This is a genomic window from Bradyrhizobium sp. 613_E4_N2_2 (assembly GCF_052075995.1).
GTDB lineage: Bacteria > Pseudomonadota > Alphaproteobacteria > Rhizobiales > Xanthobacteraceae > Bradyrhizobium > Bradyrhizobium barranii.
In genome coordinates, this window is record NZ_CP197234.1 from 7512977 (window position 1) to 7537365 (window position 24389).

The 24389-nt window shown below is 64.4% G+C and carries 25 protein-coding genes; 7 read left to right on the forward strand and 18 right to left on the reverse strand.

Annotated features, from left to right (window positions below; translation table 11 throughout):
• Positions 1–8: 8 nt before the first annotated feature.
• Positions 9–560, reverse strand: a complete 552-nt coding sequence (locus AB7290_RS35530; RefSeq protein WP_085403271.1) for a carboxymuconolactone decarboxylase family protein — start codon at positions 558–560, stop codon at positions 9–11.
• Positions 538–1236, reverse strand: coding sequence for a TetR/AcrR family transcriptional regulator (locus AB7290_RS35535; RefSeq protein ID WP_085403270.1), 699 nt, complete (start codon positions 1234–1236; stop codon positions 538–540). Before AB7290_RS35535 ends, AB7290_RS35530 begins: the two co-directional genes overlap by 23 nt.
• Before the next feature lie 168 nt (positions 1237–1404).
• Here AB7290_RS35535 and AB7290_RS35540 point away from each other — a divergent pair, with 168 nt between their 5' ends.
• From AB7290_RS35540 to AB7290_RS35560, 5 genes are all read left to right on the forward strand, one after another.
• Complete coding sequence (locus AB7290_RS35540) at positions 1405–2616, forward strand: ABC transporter substrate-binding protein (protein ID WP_085403269.1); 1212 nt, start codon at positions 1405–1407, stop codon at positions 2614–2616.
• A gap of 4 nt (positions 2617–2620) precedes the next feature.
• Positions 2621–3514 carry an MBL fold metallo-hydrolase gene (locus tag AB7290_RS35545; protein ID WP_085403268.1) on the forward strand — a complete coding sequence of 298 codons (894 nt, stop codon included), beginning with the start codon at positions 2621–2623 and terminating at the stop codon, positions 3512–3514.
• 11 nt (positions 3515–3525) lie between these two features.
• The gene (locus AB7290_RS35550; protein WP_085403267.1) at positions 3526–4494 is read left to right on the forward strand and encodes a Bug family tripartite tricarboxylate transporter substrate binding protein; all 969 of its coding nucleotides are present in this window, start codon (positions 3526–3528) and stop codon (positions 4492–4494) included.
• Positions 4495–4525: 31 nt separating this feature from the next.
• Positions 4526–5065, forward strand: a complete 540-nt coding sequence (locus tag AB7290_RS35555) for a VOC family protein (RefSeq protein ID WP_135215556.1) — start codon at positions 4526–4528, stop codon at positions 5063–5065.
• Between the two features lie 100 nt (positions 5066–5165).
• Complete coding sequence (locus AB7290_RS35560) at positions 5166–5978, forward strand: class I SAM-dependent methyltransferase (protein WP_085403265.1); 813 nt, start codon at positions 5166–5168, stop codon at positions 5976–5978.
• Positions 5979–5988: 10 nt separating this feature from the next.
• Here the strand turns inward: AB7290_RS35560 and AB7290_RS35565 are convergent, their stop codons facing one another.
• Entirely contained in the window at positions 5989–6954 is a 966-nt protein-coding gene (locus tag AB7290_RS35565) for a GlxA family transcriptional regulator (protein WP_085403264.1), read from the reverse strand.
• Between the two features lie 265 nt (positions 6955–7219).
• Here AB7290_RS35565 and AB7290_RS35570 point away from each other — a divergent pair, with 265 nt between their 5' ends.
• Both AB7290_RS35570 and AB7290_RS35575 read left to right on the forward strand, forming a co-directional pair.
• Positions 7220–7513, forward strand: coding sequence for a hypothetical protein (locus AB7290_RS35570; RefSeq protein ID WP_085403325.1), 294 nt, complete (start codon positions 7220–7222; stop codon positions 7511–7513).
• 151 nt (positions 7514–7664) lie between these two features.
• Positions 7665–8069 carry a hypothetical protein gene (locus tag AB7290_RS35575; RefSeq protein WP_063985350.1) on the forward strand — a complete coding sequence of 135 codons (405 nt, stop codon included), beginning with the start codon at positions 7665–7667 and terminating at the stop codon, positions 8067–8069.
• A gap of 93 nt (positions 8070–8162) precedes the next feature.
• Here the strand turns inward: AB7290_RS35575 and AB7290_RS35580 are convergent, their stop codons facing one another.
• The 15 genes from AB7290_RS35580 to AB7290_RS35650 all read right to left on the reverse strand — a co-directional run bounded on the left by AB7290_RS35580 (position 8163) and on the right by AB7290_RS35650 (position 24387).
• Positions 8163–9725 carry a L,D-transpeptidase gene (locus tag AB7290_RS35580; RefSeq protein ID WP_085403263.1) on the reverse strand — a complete coding sequence of 521 codons (1563 nt, stop codon included), beginning with the start codon at positions 9723–9725 and terminating at the stop codon, positions 8163–8165.
• Positions 9726–9945: 220 nt separating this feature from the next.
• Complete coding sequence (locus tag AB7290_RS35585; protein ID WP_085403262.1) at positions 9946–10164, reverse strand: hypothetical protein; 219 nt, start codon at positions 10162–10164, stop codon at positions 9946–9948.
• A gap of 102 nt (positions 10165–10266) precedes the next feature.
• On the reverse strand, positions 10267–11460 hold the full coding sequence (locus AB7290_RS35590) for a CaiB/BaiF CoA transferase family protein (RefSeq protein ID WP_085403261.1): 1194 nt from the start codon (positions 11458–11460) through the stop codon (positions 10267–10269).
• A gap of 88 nt (positions 11461–11548) precedes the next feature.
• Positions 11549–12763: an ABC transporter substrate-binding protein gene (locus tag AB7290_RS35595; RefSeq protein WP_167768139.1), complete on the reverse strand. Its 1215-nt coding sequence runs from the start codon at positions 12761–12763 to the stop codon at positions 11549–11551.
• 235 nt (positions 12764–12998) lie between these two features.
• Complete coding sequence (locus tag AB7290_RS35600) at positions 12999–13694, reverse strand: ABC transporter ATP-binding protein (protein ID WP_063985355.1); 696 nt, start codon at positions 13692–13694, stop codon at positions 12999–13001.
• Positions 13694–14485, reverse strand: a complete 792-nt coding sequence (locus AB7290_RS35605; protein WP_085403260.1) for an ABC transporter ATP-binding protein — start codon at positions 14483–14485, stop codon at positions 13694–13696. The genes AB7290_RS35600 and AB7290_RS35605 overlap by 1 nt, the downstream gene beginning before the upstream one ends.
• The gene (locus AB7290_RS35610) at positions 14482–15762 is read right to left on the reverse strand and encodes a branched-chain amino acid ABC transporter permease (RefSeq protein WP_135215553.1); all 1281 of its coding nucleotides are present in this window, start codon (positions 15760–15762) and stop codon (positions 14482–14484) included. Before AB7290_RS35610 ends, AB7290_RS35605 begins: the two co-directional genes overlap by 4 nt.
• On the reverse strand, positions 15759–16706 hold the full coding sequence (locus AB7290_RS35615; RefSeq protein WP_038936438.1) for a branched-chain amino acid ABC transporter permease: 948 nt from the start codon (positions 16704–16706) through the stop codon (positions 15759–15761). Before AB7290_RS35615 ends, AB7290_RS35610 begins: the two co-directional genes overlap by 4 nt.
• A 119-nt stretch (positions 16707–16825) precedes the next feature.
• On the reverse strand, positions 16826–18058 hold the full coding sequence (locus tag AB7290_RS35620; RefSeq protein ID WP_085403258.1) for a branched-chain amino acid ABC transporter substrate-binding protein: 1233 nt from the start codon (positions 18056–18058) through the stop codon (positions 16826–16828).
• A 245-nt stretch (positions 18059–18303) separates the two neighbouring features.
• Positions 18304–19428: a mandelate racemase/muconate lactonizing enzyme family protein gene (locus AB7290_RS35625; RefSeq protein WP_085403257.1), complete on the reverse strand. Its 1125-nt coding sequence runs from the start codon at positions 19426–19428 to the stop codon at positions 18304–18306.
• Between the two features lie 48 nt (positions 19429–19476).
• On the reverse strand, positions 19477–20514 hold the full coding sequence (locus tag AB7290_RS35630; protein WP_085403256.1) for a tagatose 1,6-diphosphate aldolase: 1038 nt from the start codon (positions 20512–20514) through the stop codon (positions 19477–19479).
• Positions 20511–21470 (reverse strand): sugar kinase, encoded by a 960-nt coding sequence (locus AB7290_RS35635; RefSeq protein WP_085403255.1) that lies wholly within the window; start codon positions 21468–21470, stop codon positions 20511–20513. Before AB7290_RS35635 ends, AB7290_RS35630 begins: the two co-directional genes overlap by 4 nt.
• Positions 21467–22540: an ABC transporter ATP-binding protein gene (locus AB7290_RS35640; RefSeq protein WP_085403254.1), complete on the reverse strand. Its 1074-nt coding sequence runs from the start codon at positions 22538–22540 to the stop codon at positions 21467–21469. The genes AB7290_RS35635 and AB7290_RS35640 overlap by 4 nt, the downstream gene beginning before the upstream one ends.
• Before the next feature lie 6 nt (positions 22541–22546).
• A complete protein-coding gene (locus AB7290_RS35645; protein WP_085403253.1) occupies positions 22547–23551 on the reverse strand; it encodes a zinc-dependent alcohol dehydrogenase family protein in 1005 nt (334 codons plus the stop codon).
• 8 nt (positions 23552–23559) lie between these two features.
• Positions 23560–24387: a carbohydrate ABC transporter permease gene (locus tag AB7290_RS35650; protein ID WP_085403252.1), complete on the reverse strand. Its 828-nt coding sequence runs from the start codon at positions 24385–24387 to the stop codon at positions 23560–23562.
• Positions 24388–24389: the final 2 nt, after the last annotated feature.

Below are 24389 nucleotides of genomic sequence, written 5' to 3' on the forward strand. Positions count from 1 at the left end.
CAGCCGCCCTACTTCTTGCCGCCGTCATAGACCTTCATGCCGGCCGCGGGATCGAGATCGGTTTCGGTTGCCTCGGTCAGGCGCGCCATCATCATATAGAAGCCGAGCGCGACGATGGCTTCGACGATCTCCTGATCGCTGAAGTGTCTTCGCGCGGCAGCGAAGGTCGCCTCGGGCACCCGAACATTCTCGACCACCTCGCGGCCGAACTTCAGCAACGCGCGCTCAGCATCGCTTAAGCCGGCGGCATCGTAGTCAGCCCGCTCCACCGCATCGATCTGTCCTTGCGTGCAGCCGACCCCGATCGCGATCGGCACGTGCTGGCGCCATTCATAGGCGCCGCCCTCGAGCTGGGCGGCCTGCAAGATCAAAAGCTCGCGGTTGACGGCTGAGAGCTTCTGCTTGTGCAGGATCGAATTGCCGAGCCGCATCGCCGGGATCATGTTGGCCTCGGCATGGGCCATCATGCGGAAGATGTTGAGCTTGACCGGCATGCGGTCGAACGAGGCGCGGATATCGCCGCTCGTCGTCTCCGGATCAATCAGGGGCAGCCTTGCCACGCGTTTCTCCCTTGGGTTTTCGTTTCTTGTTGTCTTCGCCATTGCCCGCCGCGATCAGCGACAGGAAAAAGGCGAGATAGCGGTCGATCGCCTCGATCACCTTCGGCCGCGGCGAAGGTGCTGCGCCCATCACGTAATGCTCGAGGCGGATGTAGATCAGGCCGGCCGCGAACAGCCGCGCGGTCTCGCGCGGATCGGGTGTCGAGACCAAGCCGGCGAGCGCAAAACCGCGAAAGTAATCCGTCATCATGCTCTGCTCGCGCGCGTAAAAATGGTCGGCGAATTTGGCGCGGATGCCGGGCACGCGGTTACGCTCGGCGGTGATTACTTTCTGGAATTGGTGCTCGCGCGGGTCGGACCATTGCTCGACGAGATCAAGCGCGAACTGACGGCAGAACGCGGCCGGCTGGCGCGCCAGCTGCTTGTAGCGCGGCTCTTCCAACCGGCTCGCCGAACTGGCGGGGCCGTGCTCGGCCACGATCGCTTCGAGGATCGCGGCCTTGCCGGAGAAATGATTGTAGAGGCTGCTTTCGCGAATGCCGACGCGGCGCGCAAGCTCGCGCATCGAGGCGCCGCCATAGCCGCTCTGCGCGAACAGATTGAGCGCTTCGGAGAGGATGCGCTCGCGGGTCGTGGGCGCAGCCGCTTCCGCCGCGCTGGAGGTGTGGACAGCCATTTGGCTTGACTAACGAACGATCGTTCGCTAGTCAACCGTACGAACGATCGTTCGTTTCGCCAGTCTGGCGGCAGCGGTCGCGGCCCCGCAAGTCCGCTTCGGGCGCTGTTCTCGCGTTTCAACTCCGCTCCAATGAGAGGCGGAGAGCAATTTTGGGGAGACGACCTCATGGCGCGCTTTGCCCGCCTTCGCCTTCGTGCGGCCTGCATCCTGTTGCCGCTGCTCGCAGCCAGTGCCGTTCAGGCCCAAAGCGCGAAATACGATCCCGGCGCCGACGACAAGACCATCAAGATCGGCACCACCGCGCCGCTGAGCGGGCCAGTGTCCGCCTTCGCGCAGATCGCGAAATCGGCGGAGGCCTATTTCCGCAAGGTGAACGACGACGGCGGCGTCAACGGCCGGCGCATCCAGATGATCATCGCCGATGATGCCTACAGCCCGCCGAAGACGGTGGAGCAGACCCGGCGGCTGGTCGAGAGCGAGGAGGTGCTGCTGATCTTCGGCGGCGTCGGCACGCCGACCAACAGCGCCGTGCACAAATATCTCAACGACCGCAAGGTGCCGCAGCTCTTCCTGGGCTCTGGCGCCGCGAAATGGGACGATCCCAAGAACTTTCCGTGGACCGTTGGCTGGCAGCCGACCTATCGCGACGAGGCGATCGCCTACGCGAAGTACATCAAGGCGAGCCATGCCAACGCGAAGATCGGCGTGCTCTACCAGAACGACGATCTCGGCAAGGATTATCTGAAGGCGTTGGAGGAAGGGCTCGGCAGCGGCGAGGCCATTGTCGCGCGCGCGGCTTACGAGACCTCGGCGCCGACGGTCGATACGCAAATCCTGCAGCTCAAGACCGCAGGCGCAGAAATCGTGCTGGTGGCGGCAACGCCAAAATTCGCGGCGCAGGCGATCCGCAAGATCGGCGAGATCGGGTGGAAGCCTGTCACCATCATCTCCAATGTCTCGGCCTCGATCAGCGGCGTGCTGGAGCCGGCCGGCAAGGACAATTCCACCGGCGTGATCTCCAGCCAGTACCTGAAGGACGCCACCGATCCCGCATCGAAGGACGATGCCGGCTACAAGGAATGGCTGGCGTTCATGGACAAGTATTTGCCGGATGCCAACAAGAACGACTGGCTCAACGTCTACGGCTACACTATCGCGCAGACGCTGGTGACGGTGCTGAAGGCGTCCGGAAACGACCTCACCCGCGCCAATGTGCTGAAGCAGGCCACGACGCTCAAGGACGTAAAGCTGCCGATGCTGATCAACGGCACCGCGGTGAACAATTCGCCCGAGCACTACACGCCGATGACGAGCCTCCAGCTCATCCGCTTCGACGGCACGCGCTGGGTGCCGTTCGGCGATCTCCTGAAGAACTGAGCCCATGCGGCAGGTCAGGATCGGCAGCATGCGGATCGATCTCGTCAGCGAGATCCCTTCGCTTGCCTTCGAGAAGACCTGGCTGTTCGCCAACGTCACCGACGAGGTGATCGCGGAGAACCGGAGCTGGCTCGATCACCGCTATATCGAACCGGAGACCGGACGCTTCATCCTCAGCCACCACTCCTATCTCGTGCGCACGCCGCGCTGGACCGCCATCGTCGACACCTGCTGCGGCAATCACAAGCCGCGGCCGCGCGTGCCGGCGTGGGACAACCTCAACCGGCCTTACCTCGACAACATGCAGGCGCTGGGCGTTGCCCCTGAAGAGGTCGACTTCGTGATGTGCACGCACCTGCATGTCGATCACGTCGGCTGGAACACGCGGCTCCTCGACGGCCGCTGGGTGCCGACCTTCCCCAACGCACGTTATCTGATGGGACGCGAGGAGTACCGCCACTTCGAGGCCGCGCACAATGCCGCGCCGAAACGCCCGGTCAACCACGGCTCTTTCGAGGACTCCGTGCTGCCGGTCGTCGCCGCCGGCCTCGCCGAGCTGGTCGAGACCGATCATCGCGTGTTCAGCGATCGCGACGCAGGCTTACGCTTTGCGCCAGCGCCGGGCCACACCGCCGGCAACATGCAGATCCACCTCAATGGCGGCCACGATCATGCGGTGATGTCGGGCGACGTCATCCACCATCCCATCCAGTGCGCCGCGCCGTGGCTGTCGAATGCCGCCGACATCGATCCGGCCGCGGCGGTCGCGACGCGGATGGCGCTGCTGGAGGAGCTCGCGGACACGCCGAGCTATCTGCTCACCGGCCATTTTCCGGCGCCGACCGCCGGGCGCGTGATCCGGCACGGCGAGGCCTACAGATTTCATTTCGAGGATTAGGGGAAGCCATCATGATGCTGCGCACCGTCACGCTGTCGTTGCTCGCATTGCTGTCGGCGGCGCTGCCGGCACGCGCCGAGGATCCTGCCGCCTACCCCACCCACAAGATCAAAATGCTTCTGCCCTATGCGGCCGGCGGCGGCGGCGACGTGATCGGCCGCTTGCTCGCCGACAAGATGGGCAAGACGCTAGGACAGGGCGTCTATATCGAGAACCACACGGGTGCTGCCGGCACACTCGGCACGCAGATGGTCGCGGCGTCGCCGAACGACGGCTACACCATCACCGTCGGCGGCATGACCACGCATGTGCTGGCGCCGGCGATCTATCCAAAACTGCCCTACGATTCGATCAAGGATTTTACGACGATCGGACGCATCGGGACGTCCTCGATCATGCTGGTGGCGACCAAAGACTTTGCTGCCAATGACATCAAGGGCCTGATCGCGCTTTCCAAGAAGGGCGAGCCGATCCAGTACGGCAGCTGGGGCGTCGGCTCGACCGGACAATTCTGTGCGGAAATCCTGATGCAGCAGACCGGCATCAAGATGGATCACGTGCCGTTCAACGGCATCGCCAAACTCGCGGGCGACCTGCTTGGCGGCCACATCTCGCTCGCGACGCTCGACATGGCGACCGCGACGCCGCTGGTGAAGGACGGCTCTATCAAGGCGCTGGCCGCCTGCGGCGAGCGCTCGCCGAGCCTGCCTGACGTCGCAACCTACAAGGAACAGGGCGTGCCGTTCGACCGCAGCCTGTCCTGGGCGATGTATGGTCCCGCCGGCCTCGCGCCGCCGATCGCACAGAAATTGTCGGCGGCGTTGAAGGACGCGCTGGGCGATGCCGAGGTGAAGGAGAAGCTTTTGGGGCTCGGCATCACGCCGCAATACGTGCCTGGCGACGAGCAGCGCGACATCAACGCCCGCGACATCGCGGCCTGGAAGCAGGTTGCCAGGGACGCAGGCATCGAAGTCAAGTGACGATCGCGAGCGATCAGAAGGGAGCGCGGGCATGAGCCGCATTTTCGGCGCGGTGCGCCAGAACGGATACGTCGTGCGGGACATCCGGGCCGCGATGAAGCATTGGATCGAGGTGATGGGCGTCGGCCCCTGGTACTACATGGACCGCGTCAAGACCGACTGGTTCCGCCATCGCGGCCAGGACTCCGCGGTCGAGATGAGCATTGCGCTGGCCAATTCCGGCGATCTCCAGATCGAGCTGATCCAGCAGCGCAACGATGCGCCCTCGCTGTACAAGGAATTCCTCGACGCCGGCCACGAGGGCCTCCAGCACATGTCCTACTGGAGCCACGACTATCAGGCGCTCTACGACAAGGCACTCGGGCTCGGCTACAGGATAGGCCATGAAGGCCAGATCGGCGGAGACAAGGGACGCTTTGCCTATTTCGACACGCAGGCCCATCCAGGAACCATCATCGAAATCTCCGACATCAGCGGCACCAAGGGGCCGTTCTTCGAGAAGGTCCGGCAGGCGGCGATGACCTGGGACGGGACGCGGCCGATCCGCGAAGTCGGCGGAGCGAAACCTTAAAATCCGACCGCAGGATTGCGACCGGAAGAGGCCGCAGATGCGGTACGACCGCGATCCATGGTAGCATGAACCTCGTGTCCGAACCTTCAGCGAGGCAAGCATGTCCAACACTGACAAGGTTTTCGCCGGCTCGATTCCGAAAATCTACGACGAGTATCTCGTCCCGCTGATCTTTGCCCACTACGCCGCCGACATCGCGAAGCGTATCGCGGCTCTTTCCCCGTCGACGATACTGGAAACCGCGGCAGGTACCGGCGCCGTTACGCGGGCCGTGACCGCGGCGCTGCCTCCCGGCATCCGTTACGTCGCAACCGATCTCAACGAGCCGATGCTCGCGATCGCGGCGCAGCGCCAGGGTGAGGACCCGCGCATGACATGGCGTCAGGCGGATGCCACCGCCCTGCCCTTTGACGAAGCCGCGTTCGACGCGGTCTGCTGCCAGTTCGGTGTCATGTTCTTTCCCGACCGCGTCAAAGGCTATGCCGAGGCAAAGCGGGTGTTGCGACCGGAAGGCACGTTCGTATTCAACGTCTGGGACCGCATCGAGGAGAACGTGTTCGCTGACGACGCCACCGCCGCGCTCGGAAAAATGTTTCCCGATGATCCGCCCCGTTTCATGGTGCGGACGCCGCATGGCTATCACGACAAGGCCATTATCAGAGCCGATCTGGAACAAGCGGGCTTCCGCCACATCTCGATCCAAACGCTTGCTGCGGTGAGCCGCGCGCCGTCGGCCGAGTATGTCGCGATCGCGCTCTGCCAGGGTACGCCGCTGCGGAGCGAGATCGAGGCCAGGGATGCCAGCAAGCTTCAGGCTGCGACCGACCTCGTCGCCGAGGCACTCCGATCGCGCCATGGGTCCGGAGCGGTCGAAGGCAAGATTCAGGCGATCGTGATCGAGGCTCGGCCGTAGGTGCGGACCCTCAGCGCAGGTTTGCGCGAAGCTCGCGCACGCCGCGTCCGAGCCGTTCCCGCAAGAGCGTCCGGAGCGTCGCGCCGTCCTCATAGCCGACCTCGGCGGCGATCGCATCGACGTCGAGACCGCTGCCATGCAGCAGTGACTGCGCGCGCTCGACTCGCAGATCCTGAAAGTAGGAGAGCGGAGACTTACCGAGCACCGACTCGCACCGGCGCTGCAAGGTGCGTGCGCTCGTCGCGAGCGCACTGGCGGCCTCCTGCAGCGAAAACCGTTGCTTGAGATGTTCGCGCGCCCAGCGCTCGAAACGCTGGATGAGCGGATCGGCCTGCGCGAGGTGATTGGGAATGATGAAGGGCGCCTGCAGGGAGCGCAGGTCGGCGAGCAGATAGCGCGACACGACGGCCGCGAGCTCGGGGCTCGCCTGGCGTATGAACCACAGCGCAAGATCGAGATGCCCCATCGCAGCGCCCGCCGTGACGACGCGGTCCGATGTCACCAGCATGCGTGCCTCATCGAGACGAACATTGGGGTAGCGTTGGCGAAACAAGGGTGACAGCCACCACGTGGTGGTCGCGTCCCGTCCATCGAGCAGCCCCGCCTCCGCCAGCACGAAGGTACCGATGCAGGACGCGGCGATGCGCGCGCCCTCGGCGTACCAGGACTGGAGCTGTTTCACTGCCTCTCTGACATCGCGCCGGTCGAGCGCCGGAATCAGCTGTTCCGGCCGGCTCGTATTCAACGCCGGCACGATGACCCAGTCCGGCTTCAGATCGGATGTTACCGATTTGACGGGGATCGCAAAGCCCTGCCCGGATCGGACCTTCTTCCGCACGCCGACAATTGAGACATCGAAGTGGGGCGCTCCGCCCGTTTGAGCGGCTGCGAAATTGTTGGCGATGGTGAATGCATCGAGCGTCACGGTCAGCCCGGTGTCCCAAAATCCCTCCAGGGCGAGCAATTGAATGCGCATGGCGGAAACGCTCTCAAAGTTGTCGTTTACGACACTACCGTTCGAACGGAAGCAAGCCTAGCTTGCGATGCAACGGCAACCGGAACGAAGGCCTTCATCGCGATCGATAGATAAGAGCAATCATCTGAACAAACAAAGCTATTCCAGATGTTCGCTCGAGGAATCGATGGCGTAAACGCCTCTAAAAATGGCGTTTTTGCCAACATTGCAGGAGGCCCTTGATCCGATGCCGTCCACTGACAAGCAGCAATCCAAAGGAGCCCACATGAAAGTCATCGCCATCGGTAACATCGGCAAGGCACCGACACCCGAGCAGCGGCAGCAGATCATGCCGAGGGAAGTGCCGGCCACGCTCAAGCTCTATCTCGACGGGAAGATCGAGCAGTTCTGGTTTCGCCAGGACAAGCCCGGCGTGATCTTCCTGATGAACGTCGAATCCCTCGAACAGGCCAAGGCGACCGTGGAAGCACTGCCGCTCGTCACCCACGGCTTCGCCACTTACGAGCTGATGCAAGTCGGTCCGCTCGCGCCGCTGGGCATGCTCATCCAGGGCAGGTGACCGCGCGTCAGACCGACGCGACGCTTCCACCAACCTTCCGAACCGGCCCGCATCGCCGCCGTTCCACGGCGGCGATGCAACGTGCGGCAATCGCTGCCGGCGAAGCATGACTAAATGAAGAGCGTAAACCTCGGAACATGGAGGATTTCAAATGAAGCTTACACTCGCTGCCGGTCTCCTGGCATTCGCCCTGTGCCTGACCTCCGCCGTCCCCGGACGAGCGCAATCACCCACGCCACCGACACCGACCACCCGAATTCTCGCGATCGGCACGGTAAACCCCGGCGCCGATGTCGCCGCTGCGCGCGCCATCCTGCCGATGGAAGTGCGCGAGACGGTGAAGCTCTATCTCGATGGCAAAATCGACCAGTGGTACTCGCTGCAAAATCGTGTCGGCGTCGCGTTCATCCTGAACGTCACGGATATCGCGGCCGCTCATGACATGCTCGAAAAGCTGCCCCTGGGGCAGGCTCATCTCATGAGCTTCGAGCTGATCCCGCTTGGCCCGCTCAATCCGCTTCGGCAGTTGCAGGGCATGTCGACGGGTCCACAGTAGACAGCCGGTATGCCCGTCGTCGGCGCCGCTGCGGTCGCCGACGACAAATATCTTCAGCTCAGGCGATGACGCGGCCCAGCGCGGCGCGCCGTCCTACCAGAAGCCCCGCTGCATCGGCTGCGCCGGCTGATAATACTGATACTGGCCGCGGCGGCGCGGATTGACGGGCTGCGGGTTCGGCTGCGGCTGGAAGAAGAAGCCGAAGCCGTTGCCGCCATTGCCCCAGCTGTCATCGCTTGCCATTTCCATCGGCGGCGGCGCGGTCGGCTTGCGGGTGATGAAGCCGCCCTGCGGATGATTGCTCAGCACCGCGACGAACTCGGTGCGGTAGTTGGTCTCGGCACTCAGCGGCTCGTCCGAAATCACGATCGACGAACGCGGCAATGCCGTCGGCCCGATGCGATCCCAGACGTCCTGCGGAATGGTGATGCGGTCGAGCGCGTCCTTGGCGTCGTCGCCGTTCTCGATCGTGACCACGCTCCAGCGCAGGCCGGTATCGGCCTTCGCCATCGCGGTGAAGATATGCGTGCCGAGCGGCTGGTCGGGATTGCGGATGGTGACGGGCACCTCGATGCTGGTGTCGAACACTTCGCCGCCGCCATCCGGCGCCGGCTTGTGCGTGTTCCGCCGCACGTAGAGCTTCTGCGTCGCGCGGCTGATGTAAACGGACACCGGCTCAAGCGCGAGCTTGGCGTCGGTCGCAGCCGTCACGGCATCGGCCTTCCTGGTTGCCGCGACCTTTGCGGCCTCCTTGGTGGCGGCAACGGCGTCGCGCTTCGGCTGCGCGGTGGCCTTGGCGGCATCGAGCGCCGACGCAGCGTCGGCGGCCTTGGTCGCAACCTTCTGCTTCAGTTCCTCGGCCTGCGCCCGCGCCTGATCGGTCTTGGCGGCCGCGATCTTCTTGTCGGCGAAAGCGAGCTCGGCGTCGGCCTTGGCCTTCTGCTGTTCCAGCTTGCGCAGCGATGCGGGAAGCGACGCGGCCTCCTTCGCGGCCGCGGCCGCAGCCTTCTTGGCCTCGGCGGCAGCCTGGATCGCCTCCTCGGCTTCAGCGGAGAGCTTGTCGGACCGGTTCGGCACGGCCGCGATGGCCTCGCGCTTCGGCACGAACAGCGAGGGATGAGTGAAATCGATCGGGGCCGCGTCGTTCGGCGAGATGATCACGCGCATGCCGATGTTGGTTTTGTCGAACAGGCCCTCGGCAAAGCCGAAGGGCATCCGCACGCAGCCGTGCGAAGCGGCATAGCCGGGCAGCGGCCCGCCATGCAGCGCGATGCCGTTCCAGGTGATGCGCTGCATGTTGGGCATCCAGGCATCGTCATACATGGTCGAACGGTGGTCCTTGTCCTTCTCGACGATGGCAAAGACGCCGGCCGGCGTCTCGCGTCCCGTCGTGCCGGTCGAGACCGGCGCACGCAGGATCCAGCCGTCGGCATCGTAGAAGGTGACCTGCTGGCTCTTGATCGACACGATCGCCATGATCGGCTCGCCGGCCTCGCGCGGCGCCACCGCCTCGGCCGGCTGGCGGGCCTGCTTGGCCGCCTCGGCGCTTCCGCTCAGCGCCGTCAGGGCAACGGCCGTTGCGAGCGCAACAAGTCCGGGGGGCCGCCAACGCCGCATCGCCGTGGTGGATTGCGCCGTCGTCATCAGGTCTTTCATGCCATTCCCCGGTCCAGTACCAGTCCGCGCCTTACGTCGATCACGTCAGATTGCGATCTTCGAATTAAGAATTCGCAGCCACCTTGCGTTCCGTATCCGGCAATATTCGGACCTATCAGGCGGCAAATCTCTCATATACGAGGGCTCGCGCGGGCGGAAGATGGGCTGGGGCCGGAGCTGGCCCGGGGCTGGTCACGAATCGCTGCGGCACAATGTCCGGTTAGTGGGTACGGCGCCCGATCAGCCGGGTCATTGCAGCGCCGAACAGGCCGAACAGCGCATACACCATGAGCGGCAGAGCGTGCGCGGCAGCCTGCCCGACCGGTTCGTGCTCCACGATTAGCAGGACCGCGAACACGGTCAGGCTCAGGAGGACGCAGATGAGGGCGGCAGCAAGGCCCAGCCTGCGCAGAACGAAGGCAAAGTCGGCGGTGGTCATGACCGCATCCGGGGCGAAGATGAACAGACCTACGCTAGACCCGCCCGCGACAGCAGGATGTGACCGTCATCACAGAGAGTCGGTTCCCGAACGCCGGCCGGCTCAGGACGCGACACCAACCGCCTTGCTGTCGACCGCCGCCTGGATTTCCGCATCGCTCAGGCCGGCCTCGCGCAACACCTCGCGCGAATGCTCGCCGAGGCGCGGCGCCATGCGATGGATGCCGGCCGGGCTTTCCGAGAATTTCGTCGCGGGCCGCGCCTGCCGGATTCGGCCTTCGGTCGGATGATCGATATCCGCAAACAATGCGACGGCGGCGAGATGCGGCTGCTCGCCGATCTCGGTGAGCCGGGCGAAGGCGGTGTGCGGCACGTCCAGCCGCAGCAGCAATTCCTCCCACTCCGCGGTGGTGCGGGTCGGCCCGATCTCGCTCATGCGGTCATAGACCTTGTCGATGTTCTGGGAACGAAGCACGGGATCGCGCACCCCGAGTTCCTCGATCAGCTCGGAACGGCCGACAGCCTCGAAGAAGGCGCACCAATTGTCTCCGGAGTAAGGCAGCATCGTCAGCCAGCCGTCCTTGGTCTGCACCGGGCGCCGGTTCTTCATCCGCTTGTAGCCGGTCGGGCCGATCGGCGGATCGAACGCGTGTCCGCCCAGCATCTCGATGCTGTTGAAGCCGGCGATGGTTTCCAGCATGGGGACTTCGACCATCTGGCCCTGCCCGCTGCGCTCGCGCCGGAACAAGGCCGCGGACACCGCGCCGACCATCGCCATCGCGCAGATCTTGTCGCCGATCAGGCTCGGAACGAATTCCGGCTCCTCGTCCGATCCGATCGATGACGCAAGGCCTGAAGCCGCCTGGATGATCTCGTCGAATGCGGGGCGCGCCGCCCACGGCCCGTCCTGGCCGAAGCCGGTCGCCGCGGCATAGATCAGCCGCGGATTGAGCTTTGCGCAGGCCTCGTAACCGAAGCCGAGCCGCGCCATCGCCGCGGGTCGCACATTGGTGACGAGCGCATCGACCGTCGGGATCAGTTTTGCCAGCGCGGCCTTGCCGTCAGGATGCTTCAGGTCGAGCGCGAGGCTGCGCTTGTTGCGGTTGACGGCCATGAACTGGCCGCTCATGCCGCGGTTCCGGAACACGCCGGTGTAGCGCCAGGTATCGCCCGCGGGCGGCTCGACCTTGATGACATCGGCGCCCCAGTCGCCGAGCATCTGCGCGGCGTAGGGGCCGAACAGCACGCTCGTCAGATCGAGAACGCGGATACCGCTGAGGGGACCGGTCGGTGTCATCGTCGTTTCACTGTCGTTGGAGGAAGCAACTGTGGGATAAGACGGGCGGGCAAGGCTGTGCCAGCCCGCCCGTCACACTGCGTCGATCCTATTCGCCGATCACGTCGCCGAACAGCTCCCAGGACTTGCCGTTGAAGCGCGCCATCTGCAACTGCCGGATCGGCGTCACCTGCTCGGCCGAGGTGTTGAGCTTGATGCCCGGCAGCAGCATCGGCAATTCGACGTCCTTGAACGACTGCGTCTGCTTCATCAAATTGGCGCGGGTGAGGTCGTTGCCGGCGCGCTGCAGCACCAGCTCCATGATCTGCGCCATGGTGTAGCCGGTGACGTTGAAGACGTCGGCCGGATCGGCGCTCGAATTGTACGTCTTCATCCACTCGCGCCAGGCTTTCATGCCGGAATCATTCTCCCAGCGCGGATCACCGGGATCCTTCTGGAAAGCACCGGTGACGATGCCGACGGAATTGTCGAGCCCGGCCGGCACCAGCACGGAGCCGACGGAGTTGGAAACGGCGGGAAGGATGATCTGCGGCTTCCAGCCGAGCTCGGCGATCTTCTTGATCGCTTGCGCCGCGAATTTCGGCGTGCACTCGTTGAAAACAACGTCGGCGCCGGCGGCCTTGAACTTGACGATCTGGGAGTCGACGGTCGGATCCGATGTCTCGTAGGTGGCCTCGGACACGATCTGGTTGACGTGCTCCCCTAACCCTTCCTTGAAGCCGGCGAGATAGTCGCGCCCGGGATCTTCGTTCGGCGTGATGACGGCGATTTTGGCATTCGGCTTGTTCGCAAGAATCCACTTGGCATAGATGCGGCCTTCGGTCCGGTAGGTCGGCTGCGAACCGGTGGTCCAGGGAAAATGCTGCGGATCGTTCCAGCGGCTGGCGCCGCTCGACGGGAACAGCTGCGGGATCTTCTTGGCGTTGAGGTATTTCTGCGCGGCGATGTTGGGACCGGTGCCGAGCATCGAGAACATCGCCAGCACCTCGTCGCTCTCGGCGAGGCGGCGAATCTGCTCGACCGTCTTCGACGGCGAATAACCGTCGTCCATGCTGAGCAGCTCGACCTTGCGGCCGTTGATGCCGCCCTTGTCGTTGAGCATCTTGAAATAGGCGATCTCGGCGCGGCCAATCGCGGAATAGGCGGAGGCCGGTCCCGAGTAGGGCATGGTCTGCCCGAGCTTGATCGACGTGTCGGTCGCGCCGGTGTCGTAGTTTCCGGCCGTCGCGGCCGAAGCGGCGCCCAGCGCCGCAAGCAGAGCAACGACTCCACGGACCAGTTGTCTTCCCGACATGCTCGGCATCTCCTTCCCAGGCAAGACGCATCGACGCGCGAGCTCACAGGCTGCCGCCGGCGCCCTCCACTTTCTTCTTGGTTATCATCGGCCGCATCGATTGCGATGCCGGCGAGCGCGACGATACAAGGATTATGAAGCGTGAGATGTAGCGAAGAATTCAGATGCGTATGCGCGGCTTGCAGCCGTTCTATTTTGCGCGCTCGTTACACGGCAATGTGAGCGTCAGACCTCGAGCCATGCGTCAGACTTCAAGCCATTCCTGGCGCACGGCGGCATTGGCCTTGAGCTCGTCCGGCGTCCCCTCGAACACGACGCGGCCGTGACCCATGATGTAGACGCGCTTCGAGATCCGCATCGCGATCGAGAGCTTCTGCTCGACCAGCAGGATTGCGACGCCGGCCTGCGCGATGCGCGCAATGAGATCGCCGACCTGCTGCACGATGAGCGGGGCGAGACCCTCGGTCGGCTCGTCGATCATGATCAGGTCCGGATCGCCCATCAGCGTCCGGCAGGTGGTGAGCATCTGCTTTTCGCCGCCCGACAGCACGCCTGCGGCCGTATCGGCACGCGCGGCGAGATTGGGGAACATCTCGAGCATGTCCTCAAGCCGCCATTTGCCGGGGCGGCGCGTGTCCTTGACGCCGAGCAGGAGGTTTTGGCGAACCGTCAGGCTCGGGAAGATATCGCGATGCTCGGGCACATAGCCGAGGCCGAGGTGCGCGATCTTGTAGCTGGGAAGGCCGGCGATGTCCTTGCCCTTGAAGCGGATCGTGCCTTGCGGCGCGACCTCGCCCATGATCGCCTTGACCGTGGTCGAGCGGCCGACACCGTTGCGGCCGAGCAGGCTCACGACCTCGCCCGCGGCGACGTCAAGGTCGACGCCCTGGAGGATGTGGCTCTTGCCGTAATAGGCGTGGAGATCCCTGACCTCGAGCATCAATGCGCTTCCTCGCCGAGATAGGCTTCCTTGACCTTCGGATCGCGCCGGATCTCTTCCGGCGTGCCCGAGGCGATGATGTGGCCGTAGACCAGCACGGAGATGCGGTCGGCAAGGCCGAATACGACGCTCATGTCGTGCTCGACGATGACCAGGGTCTTGCCCTCGGTCAGTCGCCGGATCAGCGACACCGCGCGGTCGGTTTCGGCGTGGCTCATGCCGGCGGTCGGCTCGTCGAGCATGACGACCGTGGCCCCGCTCGCGATGGTGATGCCGATCTCGAGCTCGCGCTGCTCGGCATAGGTCAGAAGTCCCGCCGGAACATCGCGCCGATGGGTGAGATGGATGTCGTCCAGGATCTGGGCCGTGCGCTCGCGCACTTCCGGCAGGCTGTCGACGTTCTTCCAGAAGGCGTAGCGATGCCCCGTCGCCCACAGCACGGCACAGCGGACGTTCTCCCAGACCGACATGCGGGCGAACACGTTGGTGACCTGGAACGAGCGCGACAGGCCGCGCCGGTTGATCTCGAACGGCCGCAGGCCGGAGATCACATCGCCGTTCAGCTTCACCTCGCCCGAGGTCGGCTTGATGTGGCCGCTGATCAGATTGAACGTCGTGGATTTTCCGGCGCCGTTCGGGCCGATGACGGCGTGACGCTCGCCTTTCGCGACGCTGAGGTTGAGGTCGCGGATGATGCCGACATTGCCGAAGCGCTTTTCGACGGCGCGGACTTCGATGGCTGCGTTCTTTCCAGATACCGCTCCGCTCGTGCCAGATACCGCTCCGCTCATGCCAGATACCCCCGGTCACGGGCGACCGTCGCAGCCCTGTCCCACGCGTCCGCGATCCTCCGCCAGCTCAGCCGCGCGACGAACGCACCGCCGACGACGAGAACTGCTGCGGAAATCCACGTCACCGGGGACTTCGCATTGAAGGGAATGCCGAACAGGTTGATCGGGTCGCCGCCGGAATAGCGCGCGACCGTCTCGATGGTGAGGATGACGCCGCAGGCGAGCGCCAGGGTCGGCACAATAGCGACGAGATAGGACGGGATCACCGTCCACAGCGTTCCGGCGCGAACCAGCGGCCGGTGCATCATCAACAGGCCGGCGATACCGCCCGGCGCGAACATCACGATGCCGATGAAGATGATGCCGAAATAGAGCTGCCAGACGCTGGTGAGGCCTGTCAGCCCGAGCTGGAGATAGGTCACCAGGATCGCGCCGAGGATCGGCCCGAAGAAATAGGCGATGCCGCCGATGAAGGTGGAGAACAGCACCAGACCGGACTGGATCGCACCGAGCAGCGCGGAGTTCGCGATCTCGAAATTGATCGCGGTCAGGCCGCCGGCGACGCCCGCGAAGAACCCGGCAAAGCAATAAGCGAGATAGCGAACGACGTGAGGATCGTAGCCGATGAACTGGACACGCTCGGGATTGTCGCGGACGGCATTGCTGATCCGTCCCAGGGGCGTCCGGGTCAGCGCGTACATCACGATGGCCGACAGCACCAGCCAGAACGCGATCAGATAATAGACCTGAAGCTGCGGCCCGAACGACCAGCCGAACATCTTGGGCAACGCCGTGCGATCCGTGGTGATGCCGGCCTCGCCGCCGAACACCGAGCGCAGGATCAGTGAGGACGACGCCACCAATTCGCCGATGCCGAGCGAGATCATCGCGAACACGGTGCCGGCGCGCTTGGTCATGACCCAGCCGATGATGACAGCGAAGACGAGACCACCGATCCCGCCGAACAGCGGAATGAACGGCAGCGGGATCGGCCAGCCGTGCGACACCACCGCATTCATCATGTGGCAGGCCGCGAAGCCGCCGAGGCCGTAATGCACGGCGTGACCGAACGACAGCAGTCCGGTCTGGCCGAGCAGGATGTTGTAGGACAGCGCGAAGACGATCGCGATGCCGATCAGGCTGAACGACGTCAGCGAGCCGCCGGAGGAGAAGATCAGCGGCAGGACGATCAGCGCTGCGATGCCGATCAGCCAGACGCCGTAGAAGCGCAGGCCGTCGCCGGCGGGCTTCGATGTCGAAATCGGTTTGGCGGTCATGACTCGCGCGTCCCCATCAGGCCCATGGGGCGAACGATCAGAATGAGCACCAGCAGCATATAGGGAACGATCGGCGCGACCTGCGCGATCGTGACGTTCCAGATGTCGGTGAGGACCGACGGTCCCGTCGACGGATCGAGCGGTCCGAACGCACTCGCCAGCGAGCCGTTCAGCGCCACCGCAAAGGTCTGCACCAGTCCGATGACGAGCGAGGCGATGAAAGCGCCGGGCAAGGAGCCGAGGCCACCGAACACGATGACGACGAACAGGATGGGCCCGAGTGCTGCGGCCATGTCCGACTGCGTCACCAGGGCCGGTCCGGCAATGACGCCGGCAATGCCGGCGAGCGCGCTGCCGACGCCGAACACCACCATGAACACGCGCCCGACATTGTGGCCGAGATGCCCGACCATGTGCGGATGCGTCAGCGCCGCCTGCACGATCAGGCCGACGCGGGTGCGCTTGAGCACGACCAGCAGCGCCACGAAGATCACGACCGACACGGCCAGCATGAAGATCTTGTAGGCGGGATAGTTGGTCGAGAAGATCGTGAAGGCCGGGAAGTCGAGCAGCGCCGGCACGCGATAGTCGACCGGGCTCTTGCCCCAGATCATCGACACGATTTCTTCGATCGCAAAAGCCAGACCGAAGGTCAGCAGCAATTCCGCGACATGGCCGTGCTTGTGGGTGTTGCGCAGGCCGTAGCGCTCCACCGCCATGCCGATGGCGCCGACCAGTAGCGGCGCCAGCACCAGCGCCGGCCAGAAGCCGATCCACTTGGTGAGCTGGAAGCCGAAGAAGGCGCCGAGCATGTAGAAGCTGGCATGCGCGAAGTTGAGCACGCCCATCATGCTGAAGATGACGGTCAGCCCGCTCGACAGCAGGAAGAGCAGCATGCCGAACAGCACGCCGTTCAGGGTCGAAATGACAATGAGTTCAAGCACAGCGCACTCGTCTCTGTCCGGGGCCTGATGGCCCCGGTGAACATCGCCCAATCAAGAATAGTCCGGCCACCGCCTTCCCGCGACCGATGTCGGCCGCGGGAAAACGACGGATGTCGTGATTACGGCCGCGCCATCTTGCAGGTCGTGGGGACCATGGCCTGCGCCGTGTCGACCTTGGAGACGAGGTGCCAGCCCCAGCCGGTGTTTTCCTCGTCGAAGGGCTCATTCTCGGTCAGCTTGCCGAAGGAGGAAATGTAGATCGGCTGAAGGAACTGGTGGTCGTCCTTGCGCATGATGCCGGTGCCGCCGTCCAGAACCTCGAACTTCAGGTCCTCGAGCGCCGCCGCCACCTTCACGGGGTCGATCGAGTTGGCCTTCTCGGCAGCCGCCTTGAACATGCGCATCTCGTTGACCGCACGCGGGTACCAGAGCGACAGATTGACCTTGGCGCGGAACGCCTTCTCGTAATCCATCGCAACCTTGTTGCCGGAATTCGCAAAGCCTTCGGTGATCTGGAAGACCTGATGATCGAGACCGGTCTGCTTGACGGCAGTGGGGCCGCCGGCGCCGCCGGCATAATAAGTGTACCAGTTGACCTTCAGGCCGGCGTCAGCGGCAGCCTTGAGCAGCAGAGCGAAGTCCTGGCCCCAGTTGCCGGTAACGACGCTGTCGGCGCCGGACGCCTTGATCTTGGCGATATAGGGCGAGAAATCGGTGACCTTCAGCAGCGGATGCAGCTCGTCGCCGACGATCTGGATGTCGGGCCGCTTGGCGCCGAGCATCTTGCGCGCGTCGGAGCGGACGGACTGACCGAACGAATAGTCCTGGTTGATCAGGTACACCTTTTTGATCGAGGCGGTGTCCTTCATGTAGTTGGTGAGCGCCTCCATCTTGATGTCGGAGCTCGCATCCCAGCGGAAATGCCAGTAGCTGCACTTCTCGTTGGTCAGGCTGGGATCGACGGCGGCGTAGTTGAAGTACAGCACTTCCTTGCCGGGATTGCGCGTGTTGTTCTTGGTGACGAAATCCGACAGCGCCGCGCCGACGGACGAGCCGTTGCCTTGCGTGATGTAGTGGACCCCGGCGTCGATCGCCTTCTGGGCCTGCACCAGGCTTTCCTGCGGATTGGTCTTGTTGTCGAGCGGCACGATCTCGATCTTGTGGCCGAGAATGCCGCCCTTGGCGTTGAGCTCGTCGGCCAGATACTGGAATGTCTTCAGACCACCCTCGCCGACGCTGGCACCACCGCCGGAGAGCGGATCGATGTAGCCGATCTTGAGGGTGTCCTCAGCCGACGCGGCATGACCGAGCATCGGGGCGATCACGGCAATGGCCAAAGTGAGCTTGCGCATTTTTTCGTTTCCTCGCTGGCTATCGACTTTAGTCGATGGGCTTTTTGCGCATGTTGCAGCGCAATTGCAGATCCCTAATGAGCAGAACGAACTTTGATTTTCAAGCTCGGCGAGACATGGCTCCGGCCATCGTTATGAAATGTGAAGGCGGCTACCCGTCTCGCCGGCAGCTTTCCGCGACGAGGAATAGAACGCAAGGGGAAACTGGCCTGCGCGGCGCCTGACGACGCAGGTGTCGCAGCCGTCTACAGGCTGCGATAGTTCGCGATTCCCGACAGGTCGGGCGTGAATCCGAGCCCCGGTTCCTCGCCGAGGACGATCGTACCATCCGTGACACTGGCAACGGCACCGCAGAACCGGTCGCGCAGCGGATTGTCGTTGGCATCGACCTCGAGCCAACCGTCGCCGCCGATGCCCGCCAGCAGATGCGCCGAGGCGAGCAGTCCGATGCCGCCGCCGAGATAATGCGGGCAGAACGTCTTGCCCGCCTTCAGAATGTCGCGCGCGACGCCAGCGCATGCGCTCAGTCCGCCCCATTTCGCGATGTCGGGCTGAACGACGCCGAGCACGTCTTCGGCCAGGACGTCCTTGAATCCCTCGACGCTCGAAATGTTCTCGCCCGCGGCAATCGGCATTTTCGCGGCTGCCCGCAGCCGGCGCCATTCCTCGCGCGGCCGGTCGGCGCGGATGGGCTCCTCCAGCCATCGCAGATCGAACGCGGCCAACCGCGGCACCATCTCCAGCGCCTGATCGACCGACCAGCCCTGATTGGCATCGGCAGCGAGCATGCCTGCACCGACGATCGCGCGCAGCGCGGCCAGATTGGCGAGGTCGGTCTCGGCACCGAAGCCGACCTTCAGCTTCAACGCGCGATGGCCACGCGCGAGCGCGGCTTCGGCCGTCTGCGCGGCGCCGCCCGGATTGATGCCGCTGGCATAGACCTTGATCCTGCGCGACTGCCCACCGAGAAGCCGCCACAGCGGCAAGCGCCGCCGACGCGCGGAGAGGTCCCACAGCGCGAGATCGATGCCCGAAACAGCCTGCGCGAACGGACCGGGCTCGCCGCATTGAAGCGCCAGCACTTCGGTCCCCTTCGTCAGGACCTCGAAAGCCTGGGCGGGACTGTCGAACCTGCGCCCGACAAGCCCCGGAGCCAGCACTTCATTGACAAGCCGGGCGCGGTGCTCGGCGCCCGGTGCAGGAAAGTTGGACCAGGCTTCGCCCCACCCCTCGACACCGTCCTCGTCGAGCGCGCGAACGAAGACGGCCGGACGGTTGAGCATCTTGCCGAACGACGTCACCACCGGCGTCGCCAAGGGATAGCGATAGCAGAAGGCCTCGATCGAGCGGATGGTGAAGCTGTCAGTCATGTTGCAGATCCTGCGATCGAGTTGAGACCACGCGGGACCGTTACCATCTCAGTAGGCGCGCGCGAAGTCACCTTCCTGCTTGATATCAGCGAACACCGGGAAGCGCGCCTTCCACGGCGTGCCCTTGGCCGTGGTCAGTTGATTGAGCCGTTCCAGCACCCCGAGGCCATCCTTGCGCAGGCTGGCCGACACCGCTGCGCGGTCCGGAAAGTTCTTCAGGACGGCATCCAGCCAGATGGTACGGCCCGCCAGGAAACCGCTTGCGCCTGCGGCATAGGAGTAGTCGAGCACGCGCTCGAACTTTTCAGGCGCAGCGCCGCCCGACAGCAACACCCAGGGGATGCTGCGTTCGCGGCAGATATCACCGATCGCATCGAACTCCTTCTGCGCCGCCTTTGCTTCCGTGCTGCCGTCACGCGCCGGCAGGCTGTTGGCTGCAAGCGGGCTCTCCAGCTTGAGAAGATCGACGCCGTATTCAGGCTTTGCGAATTCACGCACGCTGTCGATGACGAGGCCCGGGAGCTTGCCGGGCGATTCCACGTAATCGGCCGTGTGATTGGCGCTGCCGAGGAACGGGTAGACCAGCAACTCGAGCACGTACGGGATATCGTGACGGGCGCAGTCTTCGCCGATTTCGCGCACGAAACGCTTCTGGTGCTCGTTCACCGCGGCATCGGCGTCCGGCCGGTACCAGGCCAGCACCTTGACGGCGTCGCCGCCCATGGCGCGGATCTTCTCCACGCTCCAATTGGTGATCGCGCGCGACTTGCGGCCGCCCGCGGTTTCCTCAACGCGGTGCTCTTCCAGCGTCATGATCAGACCGCAGCGCGGCGGCAGCAGGTCGATCGCGGCAGGCACTGCGAAGTTCGGGTCGAACAGCATCGAGCTGCAATGCGGCGCGAGGTTCTCGACCAAGAGACGCTTGGCCGCCGTGACGTCGGAATATTCGACCTGGTCCCGCGTGATCCCCTTTGCCTTCGCAATGGCATCGAACAATGGCGGCCGCTGATCCAGCGCGACCATGCGAAAATGGCCATCCGCGTCAGCAAGCCGTGCCAGGCCGCGGTTCTTTCCAATCGTTCTCATGGCTTCGTCCTCATGAATACAAGACACTCGTTGATATCGGGGATTCCGTTCCGGCCGCCGGCGTGGCGGCATTTCATGGCGGCCGTCGCCGCCGAAAACGCCATGGCGGCGCGCACATCGAGGCCGGCGCCGATCGCGAGCGCATAGGCGCCGTGGAAGACGTCGCCCGCGCCCGTGGTGTCGACGACGTCGACGGCGTAGGCGGCCTGCCGGTGCAGCTGGCCGTTCTCGTACCAGCTCACGCCGCCCTCGCCGCGCGTAACGGCGATGACGCGGCAGCCGAAGCGCGCAAGGGCTGCGAGAGATCTATCTTCGGCCGAGCCGGCAAAGGCGGCGAGCGCGGGCTCGGAGAAGATGGCGTGATCGGCTAAGGGCAGCAGCCGCTCGAATACCTCAGCATCGGCCATGTCGCCGTCGAGCACCGTCGGAATGCCGCGCGATCGCGCTTCCCGAAACAACGTCGCGGCGCCTTCGACCCAGCGCGGATCAGCCAGCACGGAGGACGCGCGCGCTACGGCTTCGAGCGGAAGCCAGTCTGCGGTCTCTGGGTAAAGGCCACGGAAATTCACGATCTGCCGCTCGCCGCTGCTATCGACGATGATCCCGGAGACCGACGAGCGGCCATCGGGGAACAGCCGGAAATTCTCGACATCGACGCCTTCAGCGGTGAAGGCCGATTTCATCTCATGGCCCGCGGCATCATTCCCTGCCCGCCCCCAGAACGCGACGGATGCGCCGAGCTTTGCCACCGCAACAGAAGCGTTGGCGGCCATGCCGCCGCCGAGCGTGCCGTACTCGACCGCCTTGATCTTCTCGCTTCCACCCGCGAACGGCCGATCGACGCGCCAGACCTGGTCGAGCGCGGACAGGCCGAGGCAGATCACGTGCACGGGCTTCGTGCCGGACGCGAGGTCCGCCAGCGCCGAGAGATCGCCGATGTTTGCCGACGCACTCACCGCAAGACCTGTCCGTTGGATGCAGCGAACAAATGCGTCTTGCCCGACTGTGGGCGCAGATTGATGCGATCACCAACCTTCGGCCGCAGCGCCGGATCGACCCGCGCGATGGCGGAGCCGCCGGCGAGATCGAAATGGATCAGCGTGTCCGAGCCGAGCGGCTCGACCAGCCTGACGTTGATCGCGATGCCATCAGCGGCATCCGCAGCCACAGCAAAATGTTCGGGGCGAATGCCCAGCACGGCGTTGCCGGCCTTGCTCAGGCAGCCAGCGGTCTCGCCGTCCAGCGGCACCACCGTTCCGCCTTGCGACAGGATCGCGCGCTCCTGACGCCATTCGACCGGGAAGAAATTCATCGCGGGCGAGCCGATGAAGCCGGCGACGAACTGGTTGGCGGGCCGCTCGTAAACCGTCTCCGGTGTATCGTATTGCTGGATCGTGCCGCTCTGGAGCACGACGATCCGGTCGGCCATGGTCATGGCCTCGATCTGGTCATGTGTCACGAAGACCATGGTGGTCTTCAGCTCCTGCGACAGCGCCTTGATCTCCGCCCGCACCTGCCCGCGCAGCTTCGCATCGAGATTGGAGAGCGGCTCGTCGAACAAAAAGGCCTTGGGATTGCGCACGATGGCGCGGCCCATGGCGACGCGTTGGCGCTGGCCGCCGGACAACTCCTTCGGCTTGCGGTCGAGATAGGGCTCGATGTGCAGCAGTGCGGCCGCACGCCTCACGCGGGCGTCGATCTCGGCCTTCGGTGTGCCTCTCAGCTCCAGCGCAAACGACATGTTGTCGTAGACCCGCATGTGCGGGTAGAGCGCGTAATCCTGGAACACCATCGCGATATCGCGTTGCGCAGCCTGGACGCCGTTGACGCGCCTGTCGCCGATGTAGAGATCGCCCGACGAAATCGGCTCGAGGCCCGCGATGATCCGCAGCAAGGTCGACTTGCCGCAGCCGGACGGGCCGACGAACACGACGAATTCGTGGTCCGCGATCTCCAGATTGAGATCGGGGATCACGGTGAAATTGCCGTAGCGCTTGGTGAGGTTGCGGATCGAGATCGAAGCCATGATCGCTCAGTCCAGTGCCAGCACGGGCTTGATCAGCTCGCCCTTGGCGAAGCGGGCGAAATTCTCTGGCAGAGCCGACAGGCCGAACTCGCCATCGACCAGGACGCGGTACTCGTCCTTGTATTTGCGCAGCAGCTCGACATTCGGCTCGAAATCCGAGACCGGGAAATAGAAGGTCCGGATCATGTAAAAGTCCTTGCGGCGGAAGACCTTGCCTTCCTCGATGGTCCAGGGCGCGGCGTTCTCGCCGACCAGCACCAGCGCACCGCGCGGCAGGACCAGCTCGATGCCGAGGTTGCGCGCCGCATGGGCGCCGGAGCATTCCATGATGAGGGCGAAGCGCTTCGAGGTATCTCCGACCGGGTGCGCCTTTGCGCCAAAAGACTGTGCGATCTTCAGCCGTGCCGCGTTGGGATCGGCAACGTGGATGTCGTCGTAGCCGAGCGCGCGGAGCGCCAGCACGACGCCAAGGCCGACAGGCCCCGCGCCCATGACGAGAACTGGACCGGCCTCGCTCGGCGGCACCACGCGGCTGACAAAGCGGACGGCGTGGCCTGAGGTGCCGATGGTGTCGAGCAGCAGCGGCGCAAGGCTGTCCTCGATATCATCAGGCACCGGCAGCAGGCAGTTTTCCGGCACCGGCACATATTCGGCATAGCCGCCGGGCCTGTTCCAACCGATCAGGCTGGAGACTTCCAGGCACATCTGGGTATCGCCGCGCTTGCAAGCGGGGCAGTGGCCGCAGTGCAAGGGGATATAGACGGCGCAGCGGCGGCCATGCAGGCGATGACCGGGCTGTTCGACGACACCAAAGATCTCATGGCCGGCGGTGAACTCGGCGCCCTTGTGCCAGAGCTTGAAGTCGGAGCCGCACAGCGCGGTGCGCGAGACGCGGACGAGCACTTCACTTGGGCCGACATCGGGCATCGCGACGCGCTCGATGGTGATGCGGTCATTGCCGTGGAAGACCGCGGCCTGCATGATCGAGTTCGGACGGGGCGACACGTTCATTTCGATACCTAGCCTTTCACCGCACCGAGCGTCAGTCCGGACACCAGCCAGCGCTGAACCAGGGCCGCCAGCACCAGCGGCGGCAACGCGATCAGCGTCGCCGCAGCCATGAGAGCGCCCCATTGCGTTGAGCCCTCACCGATGAAGTTGAAGGCCGCCGCGATCAGCGTCTTGGTGTCGCCGTTGGAGAGCACCAGCGCAAACAGGAAGTAGTTCCACGAAAACACGAAGGCGAGGATCGCCGAGACGGCGACGCCTGATGCCACCAGCGGCAGCGCGATGCGCCAGAGGATGCGCGTGACGCTGCACCCATCCACCTGCGCCGCCTCGAACACGCTGCGCGGAATGCCGTCGAAGGACGGCAGCAAAACCCAGATCACGATCGGCAGCGTGATGACGGCATGGCTGAGGATCAGCGCGGTGTAGGAGCCGATCATGCCGACCTGCCGGAACATCACGTACCACGGCAGCAGGAACAACGTGCCGGGCGCCATGCGCGCGGCGAGGGTCAGGATGGCCGGCCACGAAATCCGCGTCCAGGAGACGGCGAAGGCAGCAGGAATTCCAAACAGCAGACCGAGTGCGGTCGAGCCAACGGTGACGATGAGACTGTTGAGCGCGTAGCTGAGGAACGGTGTGGTCCTGGTCAGCTCGACATAGTTTTCCAGCGTCGGCGAGAAGCTCAGCGTCGGCGGATAGGCGGTGACCTCGAACGACGGCTTGAACGAGGACAGCACCATCCAGACCGTCGGCGCCATGATGAGCACGCCGGCGAGCAGGAGCTGCACCGTGTTGAGCCAGCGGATCCAGCGGTCGGTGTTGGCGGCATCGTTCATGA